The organism is Trabulsiella odontotermitis (genome assembly GCF_001297775.1).
GTDB classification, from domain to species: Bacteria; Pseudomonadota; Gammaproteobacteria; order Enterobacterales; family Enterobacteriaceae; genus Trabulsiella; species Trabulsiella odontotermitis.
In genome coordinates this window covers 1-10,837 of record NZ_LIFX01000025.1, presented here as the reverse complement: position 1 = coordinate 10,837, position 10,837 = coordinate 1, and the positions used below count along the sequence as shown (strand labels likewise).

Sequence of the window (10,837 nt, the reverse complement as noted above, 5' to 3'; positions counted from 1 at the left end):
CCTGCGATGCGCGGTTCACAAGGCGGGTGTGTTTTTGCAGGCGGTTCAGAATCGACTCTGCCTGCGGGCGCTCTTCCAGTGCAGCCGTGTTGCCGGTTGTGCCGGGGTTAACCTGCACAAAGTAGGTTTCACCGCCCTCGGCAGGCAGTTGCTGCGTCGGGTTTTGTTTACCCTGATAAAGCGGGTGATCGTTGAAAACAGATTCGATTGCATGCGCACCCGGCGTCACGCAAAAGACAGTAAACTCACCTGGCAGTAACGCAGACTGCAATTCACGGTCTACGTAGACCGTCGCCGGCACGCTTCCCTGTGGATAGTACATCACCACCTGTGCCTGTTCAGGTACCACTGCTGCAACCGGGCGGTAAGGTTCAGCCGACGCCACAGACGCGCCAGACCCTGCCAGCGCGCAGAGAATCAACGTGAATTTGCTAAAACTAAAACAGCTTGCTTTCATTTTTCACTCCCGGATTAACCCAGTAATTCATCGATAAATAACAACATCCAGACAATTCGCCTCACTTATCCCCTCCGTCGCGCCCTGACTGCGGGCGCGAACAGATAGCCCGCCATCCGGAGATGGCGGGGATTACCGGGTTAAATCGTGATCTGGTTGTTCTGCAGCAGAGTGACCAGATCGGTCTGTACGTCTGCCAGGGTGACAACCTGCGTGAAGCCATGCTGTCCGCCCTGACCATCACGGTCGATGCTGATGACCGTGTCGTTACCGACCACTTCTGTCTTCAGGTAATTCTCAAGCCCTTTCGATACCGCATCCAGCTCCGTCTTACCGTTGTTCTCGAAGAAGGAGATTGGACCGCTGTAATCCAGCAGATCGCTGAGGTTGAGCGTATCGGCGTCACTGTCAGTTGCCACGTTGCCCACGTTGAAGCAGTGAACCACGTCGTGACCGTTGCCGCCGGTACTGTCATTACCCATGCCATCCAGCACCTTGTACATCAGCGTGTCGTTACCACCGTTCATCAGGTAGAAGGTGTCATCACCTGCTCCGCCCTCAAGAACGTTATCCGCTGAGTTATCCGTGATGACGTCATCACCGCTGGTACTGATAAGCGTGGTGATGTTTTCCAGCTGCTCGCCTGCGGAGTTGAAGCCGGTCCACAGGTTGGCGGTCATCCCTTCGCTCAGCGAGCTGAAGTTCGCGGTGCCGGCACTGTTCGCGCTGCTCAGAATCAACTGGTGGTTAGCCAGCAGCGTCGCGAGGTCGGCTTCCGTGTCCGTCAGCGTCAGCAGTGTGGACGCGCTGTAGGCGCCGCCGCTGCCGTCGCGGTCGATGGACACGACAGTATCCTTACCGTTGTAGGTCACCGTCAGGAACTGACCGATGGTTTCACCCGCATCGATGGTGGCAACACCGTTGATGTAGTGAGCCGCACCGTCCGCGCTTGCAGAGTAACCAACCAGCAGGTTGCTGACGTCGATAGCATCCGCGCTGCTCGTCGCTTCTACCGTACCGACCCAGAAGCCGTTGACCGTATCGCTACCGTTACCGCCAGTACCGTTACTGCTTCCGCCTGCCTGGACCTGGTACATCAGGGTATCCTGACCACCACCATTCTTAGCATTGTCGAGATTGAAGATGTCATTCCCGCCGCGGCCTTCGAAGTAGTTGTTGCCTGCGTTACCGGTGAAGGTATCGTTACCCTGACCACCCGCCAGACCTTCGACGTTCACGAACCGGGCGCTACCAAAGCCCGTGTTCTGCATGGTCGTCTTGTTCAGGTCAATGGTCAGCGCGGCGTTGCCTGCCAGCTTGTAGTCAACGATGTCGAGACCACCGGTGTTGCTCCAGGATTTCACGCCGGAGACGGTTTGCGTACCGCCTGCACCGTTGTACAGGTCATTACCCAGGGTCGCGAAGAAGGTATCGTTATAACCGGTACCCACAATACCCGTGGTGTTGGTGCCGCCGGTGGTGCTGGCGTTCGCCACGTTAGTTTCGGACTCTGTGGTCAGTACGTAAGCCTGGTTAGCTTCACCCGCTGTCAGTCCTGCCCACGCCTTGCTGACGTTCTGGACGGTTGTGCCGTTCACCGACGCAACACCGCCGACGTTCTCAACCGCACCGCCGCTGGAGCGCAGGATCACCGCGCTGTACGACTTGCTGGCATCCAGACCGTAGAAGTCCACCATAGCGGTACTGTCGTTCGTCTGGTTACCGGACTGGGCGTTGATCATCTGCGTTGCCACCACAGCACCTGTCGCTTCATCAATCAGCTGTACGGTGTTGCCATACAGTGAGTTGATACCACCCTCATCGAGGATGCGCAGGTGGATAGCCGAGCCATACGAAACATCGTTCTTGTTCTCGATGTACGTAGTGGTACCACCGCTGGTGAAGATCAGCAGATCACGGTCACCGTCCCAGTCAATGTCGATAGCGACACTACCGGTTACCTGCTGAGCGGTTGACGAACCACCGATGGTGGTTTTACCAACCTGCGTCAGCATATTGGAGGTGGTAAAGCTCGTCGAACCGCCCGTCGAGGTGTTGGTGTACAGGTTCACCGCGCCGGTCGCTGCCGACTCACGGATACCGCCCGACGTGGATTCCATCCCCGGCATTTCGATGATGTCCACCTTGCCGTCGTGGTTCCAGTCCAGCGCCAGGGAGGCCCCGCCTGCCAGCGTATCGTTGAAGGTGTACATCCCGGTCGGGTTACCGATGCCGTTGTTATCCGGGTCGCTGAACATCAGCTTGCCGGTACCGTCGTTGAAATGAATACGGCTGGCATACTCGCCGGCGTTGTTACCTGCCCCCGACGCCGAGGTGGTGCTTTCGCTACCACGGCCCAGGAACAGATCCATGTAACCGTCGCCGTTGAAGTCGCCCCAGGTCATCGCCACGCCGTTACCAATGTTCGGATCGCTATCAGTACCACGCTGGAACACGTTATCGACGACCTGCGTCACCTGCCAGTTGCCGTTGTTGGTGCCGTTTACGACAACCAGACGTGCCTGGTTTTCGCTTCGTGCGGCAGAGTTGTCCGTTGCCCCTGGCTTGTCGATACGAGAACCATCCGCAACGATGTTCTGACTGTGCATCACAAAGTCGACGATACCATCGTTGTTGATGTCCACGCCCGACAGTTCCATATCCGGCTGCGACTGATCCAGACCGATAGGCTCATGGCTGGAGTCAGCGGAATAGTCTGTGGCGAATGTGCCGTCTTTATCCATGCCGACGATGGTGCCGTCGTTGTTCAGAACAATCTGCGAACCATAACCGTCACGAATTGCAGAGTCGTTCGGCGTCTGGTCGCCGTTGACCATATCAACATAACCGTCACCGTTCTTATCAATGGCGATGATACCACCATACCAGCTCCAGGTATTCGCACTGCCATCAGTGTTCGCATCACCAGCGAAGTCGCCAGTTTGTGGCGAATTCGTCCTTGCTCCTACCTGATAGGCGACATAGCTGGAACCGTTGTAGTAGAACATCTGCTGACCATCATTATAGTTACTGTCAACAGTAAACAGATCCATCAGTCCATCACGATTGTAGTCGATGAAGGTGGCGTTCTGTACGTAGTTGTTGGCGTCATAGCCCGAGCCGGAGTTACTCACCAGTTTCGTCGTCGTAAAATCGCCTAGAGAGGACGAAGATGTCGCAGTCGAATCCAGCATGGTCTGGTTAGTATGGATACGCCATACACCATCTTCGCTCAGCGTTACCGACGTTGCTTTCTGATCCGGGTCGCCACCACCGGCACCCACCGTCACTTGCGGTGTCGGCGATACAATCAGTTCATTGGTCGTATCGTCAGTGGTGATGCGTACCCCTTCCGCCGAGTACAGCACCGAGGAAACGTCGTATCTGCCTACCGCCAGCGCATCGCCGTCCGGGATCTGGACATACCAGGTGTTGTTACGCGGGTCGACCACTACCTGTCCGTTCTGCGAACTGTAGGTCTTACCGTTAACCGTCACCTCGACGTACTCACCCGGCTGGATTTCAAAACCGGTGTAACCGGAAATGATCGGTGTCGTATCCAGCGTATCCTGGGCGTTAACGATCACAGTCAGATCCACCGTCAGCGTGAAGTTGCCGGACGTGGTGCCTTCGTTACCGGCGCTATCCGAGACGACCGCACGGAAGTTATAGGTCGTATTGTCATTCAGCGCAGGCAGTTCGAAACTCCAGCTGTCACCGCTCACCGTTGCCGTACCAAGCAGCGTATTGGTGTTGGCATCGTAGATACGAACCTCATCACCTGCTTCCAGCGCAGCACCGACGATCTTGCCGTTCAACACCGGCTGGCGGTCGTCAGTGGAGGTGTTCGGGCCCATGTTGCCAGTGTCCATGCCGACGTTGTCGGTGTAACTGGTGATGGTAACGGTCTGGGTCGGCGGATCCAGGTCGATCGTCAGTGAGAAGGCCGGGCTCTGAGCAGATTCGTTACCGGCAGCGTCAACGGCTGACGCGGTAAACTGATACGTCTTCGTATTTTCAAGACCCGACACATCCAGCGTCCAGGTGTGCTGACCACGATCCAGCGTCGCGTTACCGAGGAAGATGCCATCCTGGTAGATCTTGATGTATTCCGCAGAACCCAGATCGCCCGTCCAGCTGCCTCTCAGAACCGGCGACGTATCGTCAGTGCTGCTGCCGCTGGTGGTTATCACACCCTTGTTAGTACCGACATCATCCAGATAGCCGTCAATGGCCAGCGTAATACCCGGTGCCTGTGTATCGACGGTGATATTCACCGGTGATGTTGGCGCGCCAGTGTTACCCACGCTGTCAGTAACGGTGGTGGTGAACTGATGTGCACCATCCGCCAGTTCTGTCGTCGGCGTCCAGCTCCAGTTACCGAAGTTATCCACCGCGGCACTACCGATGACGGTTCCGTTATCGAGGATGTTGACGATGCCGTTTGGCTCCGCCTTACCTGCGAAGGTCGGTTTGTTGTCATCGGTGACGTCGTTGTTGCTCAACGTACCGGTGATGGTACCGACGTCGTCAGTGATCGTGAGATCCGTGACCGCACCCGGTGCCGTCGCATCAATTTCGATGCCGAACGACGGGCTCTGCGCACTTTCCTGACCGGCGGTGTTTTTCACCGTGACGGTAAAGTCGTACGTGCCATCGGCCAGTGCAGGCTGCGGCGTGAAGGTCCAGTTACCACTCGCATCCAGCGTGGTTGTACCCACAACCTGGTTACCGTTGTAAATGGTCACGATGTTGCCAGCCACGCCCGGTGCGGTACCGTGCAGTGTCGGTGTGGTGTCTTTGGTCACGCCGTTGATAGCCAGTTCGACATTCGCCGAACCGGTATCGTCGGTCATGCCATCAATCACCGGCGCCGCAGGCGGGTTAGACAGTGTTACGTCGTACGTGCCTGACGGTTTCGCCTCGTTGCCAACGCTGTCAGTTTCGACGACAGACAGTTGGTTAATGGAATCCGCGTACAGGGATTCGGACGGCGTCAGTGTCCATCTGCCGTTGACATCCACAATGGTGGAACCCAGTACCTTGGTGTTACCGTCTTTATCCGTCGTGTACACGATAATGACGTCACCCTGTTCAGCACCGGTACCCCCGATGACCGGACGCGGATCGTCCAGCACGCCGCCGTGCGAGACCGAACCCTGCACCGTACCATAGTTGTCGGTCACGGTGTCGATAGACACCTTGCTGACATCCGGTGAGGTGTAGTCGGTATTCACCACGAAGTCCGAAGACTTGTCGCTGACGTTACCGGCTGCATCTTTCGCTGTGACGTAGAAGGTGTTCTTGCCTTCAGGCAGTTTGCTGCCCGGCTTGAAGTTCCACGCCCCGCTGCTGCTGACCGTTGCAGAACCGATCAGCGTACCGTCTGCGGTATAGATGTTGACGATGCTGTTCGCTTCTGCCGTACCGTGCAGAATTGGCTGCGGATCATCGGTATAGCCGTTGTTGCTCAGGTCATTCTGAACGGCACCCACCTGATCTTCTGCGTAATCAATCGTCGGACGGTTTGGCGCCGCCGTATCCACGCTGAAGTTGAAGGCGCTGGACGTATCTTCCTGACCCGACAGATCTCTTGCGGTTGCTGTGATGCTGTGTGCACCGTCACCCAGGTTAGTCGCCGGTGTGAAGCTCCAGGTTCCGTTTGCTTCCGCGGTGGTGGAGCCCAGAACCGTACTGCCATCTTTGATGGTGACAATACTACCTGCTTTCGCCATACCGGTGATTTCCGGACGGGCGTCGTCAGTCACGTTATCCGCTGCCACATTACCAGTAATCGCACCCACATCATCCTTCACGTTAGTGATGGTGACCGATACCAGCGAGGTATCCACAATAACCGTCGTACCGGTATTTACCGGGCCCAGGTTGCCTGCAGTATCTTCAGCACGCGCCGTAAAGGTGTGCTGGCCATCTGCCACTGACGTGGTGGTGTAGTTCCAGTTACCCGAGGCATCGGCGGTTGTTGAGCCATTCTCTACGCCATCGACGTAGATATGGACAATACTGCCAGACTCGGCGATACCGCTGATCTTCGGCGTTGCATCGTTAGTGGTATCACCATTGTTCAGGTTACCAATCTGCGGCGCCTGATCGTCGGTGACCACGAAGTCAGACACAGCACCTGGTGCGCTGGTATCCACCGTGACCGGGAAGCCTCCGGTTTGCGGGCTCACCTGACCGATGCTGTTAACGGCTTCAGCAACGAATGTGTGCTGGCCATCTGGCAGTATCGGCGTGGTGTAAGTCCAGTCGCCATTGGCATCCGCCGTGGTTGAACCCAGCAGCGTTGTGCCATTGACACCACCGTAGATATTGACCGTCACGCCCGCTTCGGCGGTACCGGTCAATGTCAGGGTATTGTCGTTGGTCACCTCGTTGCTCTGCAGCGCACCGGTGTGTTGCGGCACATCATCAACAACGCTGGTCAGCGTCGGCGGCAGCGGTTGTCCGCCAGCGTCAATCTGAATCACGTATTCCGCCGAAGGCGATGTTTCATTACCCGCTTTGTCGGTTTCTTTCGCCGTCAGTCGGTATGTGCCATCCGCCAGCGCCGTGTTGACTTGCAGTGACCAGGTACCATCGCTCTGTACGATTGCAGAACCAATAATGGTGCTGCCGTTGTACACGGTGATAATGTCGCCCTGTTCCGCGCCCGTCCCCTTAATCAGCGGTGTGTTGTCGTCCGTTACGCTTCCGGAGGCAATATTGCCCGTGACCGTCCCCGCGTCATCAATGACGTTGGTAATGCTCACTTTGCTGCTGTCCGGCGGTGTGAAGTCCAGCGTCAGTTCGAAGTTATCTGACGGCACGCTGACGTTGCCGGCCTTGTCGGTGGCGGTGACGTAGAACTGGTGCGCGCCTTCGCTCAGGTTAGCCGTTGGCGAGTAGCTCCAGGTACCGTCATCACGTGCGACCACAGAACCCAGCAGACCGCTCTGATCGTAGATCTTCACGATGCTGCCCGCTTCTGCTTTACCGTTCAGCGTCGGGGTCGGGTCATCGGTCACGCCATTATTCGCCAGCGGTGCCTGGATGGCGCCGACATCATCGGTTGCACTGTCGATGCTCGGTTTCACCGGCGCATCGATGTCGATGGTGATGGTCCAGCTGCCGCTGTCGGAGTCGTTGCCTGCCGGATCTTTCGCCGTCGCAGTGAAGGTATGGTTGCCCTTACCGAGGTCAACCGCCGGTGTGAAGGTCCAGTTACCGTCAGAGCCTGCGGTGGTGGAGCCCAGCACGGTGCCGCCATCCTTGATGGTGACCACGCTACCTGCCTTCGCCGTACCGGTGATTTCCGGACGAGTATCGTCCGTTACGTCGTTCTGAGCGACTACACCCGTCACCGTCCCCGTATCATCCTTCACAGCGGTGATAACGGTCTGACCCGGGTCAACGTCAACCACGAAGGAGGTGTGTGCACCTTCCGGTCCGGTATTGCCCGCGGTATCAGTCACTGTGGTGGTGACATCATGCGGTCCGTTCGCCAGCGGCGCGGACGGTGTGAAGCTCCAGTTACCGTTGGTATCCGCGACAGCGGTGCCAATCACGGTACCGTTATCGATGATATTCACCGTACTACCCGCTTCGGCCTTACCGCTAATAAGCGGGGTGTTGTCATCGGTGGTTGCACCGTTGATTACCGGTCCCTGCTGCATACCGACGTCATCACTAACCAGTAGATCGGTCGCGGCAGACGGCACGGAGGTATCAACAACAATGTCGAAGCCGCCGGTGGCCGGGCTGACGCGGCCCACACTGTCGGTGACCGTGGCGGTGAAGTTATGGCGGCCATCGCCCAACGCCGTCCCCGGCGTGAAGCTCCAGCTGCCACTACTGTCGACCGTAGTGGTGCCAATCAGCGTACCGTTGTCGTAGACGCTGATGGTGCCGTTGGCAACACCCGTACCACTCAGGGTCGGCGTGCTGTCATTGGTCACTTCACCTTTCTGCAGATAGTCCACACCCGGTGCCAGATCGTCGTACACATTATCCAGCGTCGGTGCCTGCGGCCCTACCGTCGAGACTTTGATGGTGTACTCATTCGACGGCCCCGCCTCGTTGCCGACTTTGTCGGTTTCCTTCGCGGTCAGGACATACGTACCGTTCGGCAGCGGCGAGGCCGGTTCCAGCTCCCAGGTGCCGTCAGACTTGACGGTGGTGGAGCCGATCACCTTGTCGCCGTTGTAGACCGTAATCACGTTGCCAGATTCCGCACCGGTACCGGAAATAACCGGACGGTTATCGTCGGTTTCATTACCGCTCGCCACAGAACCGGTCACTCCGCCAAAGTCATCCACCACATCGGTGATGGCGAGTTTGCTGCTGTCCGGCGGTGTGAAGTCCAGCGTCAGTTCGAAGTTATCTGACGGCACGCTGACGTTGCCGGCCTTGTCGGTGGCGGTGACGTAGAACTGGTGCGCGCCTTCGCTCAGGTTAGCTGTCGGCGAGTAGCTCCAGGTACCATCAGCGCGGGCGGTGACAGAACCCAGCAGACCGCTCTGATCGTAGATCTTCACGATGCTGCCCGCTTCCGCCTTACCGTTCAGCGTCGGGGTCGGGTCATCGGTCACGCCGTTATTCGCCAGCGATGTCTGCACCGCGCCCACATCATCGGTGGCACTGTCGATGCTCGGTTTCGCCGGGGCATCAGTGTCGATGGTGACAGTCCAGCTGCTGCTGACAGAGTCGTTACCTGCCGGATCTTTCGCCGTCGCGGTGAAGGTATGGTTGCCTTTACCCAGATCGCCGGTCGGTGTGAAGCTCCAGTTGCCGTCAGAGCCCGCCGTGGTGGAGCCCAGCACGTTGCTGCCATCGGTGATGGTGACCACGCTGCCGGCTTTCGCCGTACCGGTGATTTCCGGACGGGTGTCATCCGTCACGCCACCCTGTGCGATGTTGGTGGTGATACTGCCCACATCGTCCTTAATAGCGGTGATTTCGACCTTACCTGCGACCACATCAACCATAAAGGAGGTATGCGCCCCTTCCGGCCCGGTGTTGCCCGCAGTATCGGTCACCGTGGTGGTGATGTCGTGCGGACCGCTCGCCAGCGGTGTGGACGGCGTGAAGCTCCAGTTACCGTTGGTATCTGCAACAGCCGTACCAATGACGGTACCGTTGTCATAGATATTCACCGTACTGCCCGCTTCCGCCTTACCGCTGATGGTCGGTACGTTGTCATCGGTGGTATCGCCGTTGTTTACCGGACCCTGATAAGCACCGACGTCATCGGTGATCAGCAGATCAGAAGCCGCAGACGGCACAGTGGTATCAACAACGATGTTGAAGCCGCCAGTGGACGGGCTGACACGTCCCACGCCATCAGTGACCGTGGCAGTGAAGTTATGGTTGCCGTCATTCAGCGCCGTACCCGGTGTGAAGCTCCAGGTGCCGCTGCCATCGACGATCGCGGTGCCGATCAGTGTACCGTTATCGTAAACGCTGATGGTGCCACCAATCAGTCCCTTGCCACTGAGGGTCGGGGTACTGTCGTTGGTGATTTCACCTTTCTGCAGGTAGTCCACACCCGGCGTCACATCGTCATACACCGTATCCAGCGTTGGTGCCTGCGGCGGGGTGACACCCACCGTGATGACGTACTCATTGGACGGACCGGCTTCGTTACCGACTTTGTCGGTTTCCTTCGCCGTCAGTCGGTAAGTGCCATCCGGCAGCGGCGTAGACGGTTCCAGTTCCCAGGTACCGTCAGACTTGACGGTCGTGGAGCCGATCACTGTATTGCCGTTGTAAACCGTAATGGTATCGCCTGCTTCCGCACCGGTACCGGAGATGAGCGGACGGTTATCATCCGTTTCTCCATTGTTCGGTACATCGCCAGCAAGTTTCACGTCATCATACACATTGGTGATGGCGAGTTTGCTGCTGTCCGGCGGTGTGAAGTCCAGCGTCAGCTCGAAGTCATCCGACGGTGCGCTGGTGTTGCCAGCTTTATCCGTTGCAGTGACATGGAACTGATGGCTGCCTTCATCCAGTTTGGTGGTTGGCGTGTAGCTCCAGGTGCCATCATCGCGCGCAGTGACGGAGCCCAGCAGACCGCTCTGGTCGTAGATCTTCACGATGCTGCCCGCTTCCGCCTTACCGCTCAGGGTCGGGGTCGGGTCATCGGTCAGGCCATGGTTCGCCAGTGCGCCCTGGTTGCTGCCCACATCATCCATCGCGCTGTCGATGCTCGGTTTCACCGGCGCATCGATATCAATGGTGATGGTCCAGCTGTTACTGGTGGAGGTGTTCCCCGCTGGCTCTTTCGCCGAAGCGGTGAAGGTATGGTCGCCTTTACCCAGATCGCCAGTCGGTGTAAAGCTCCAGCTGCCGTCAGAGCCTGCGGTGGTGGAGCCCAGC

General features: G+C 57.8%; 1 protein-coding gene and 1 pseudogene. Both read right to left on the bottom strand.

The window, feature by feature from the left end:
• A pseudogene (locus AOY23_RS21145) lies at positions 1-457 on the bottom strand (OmpA family protein); the annotation flags it as partial.
• A 140-nt stretch (positions 458-597) separates the two neighbouring features.
• Positions 598-10,837 (bottom strand): Ig-like domain repeat protein (locus AOY23_RS22415; protein WP_054181327.1); only part of this gene is annotated, 10,240 nt, incomplete at its 5' end.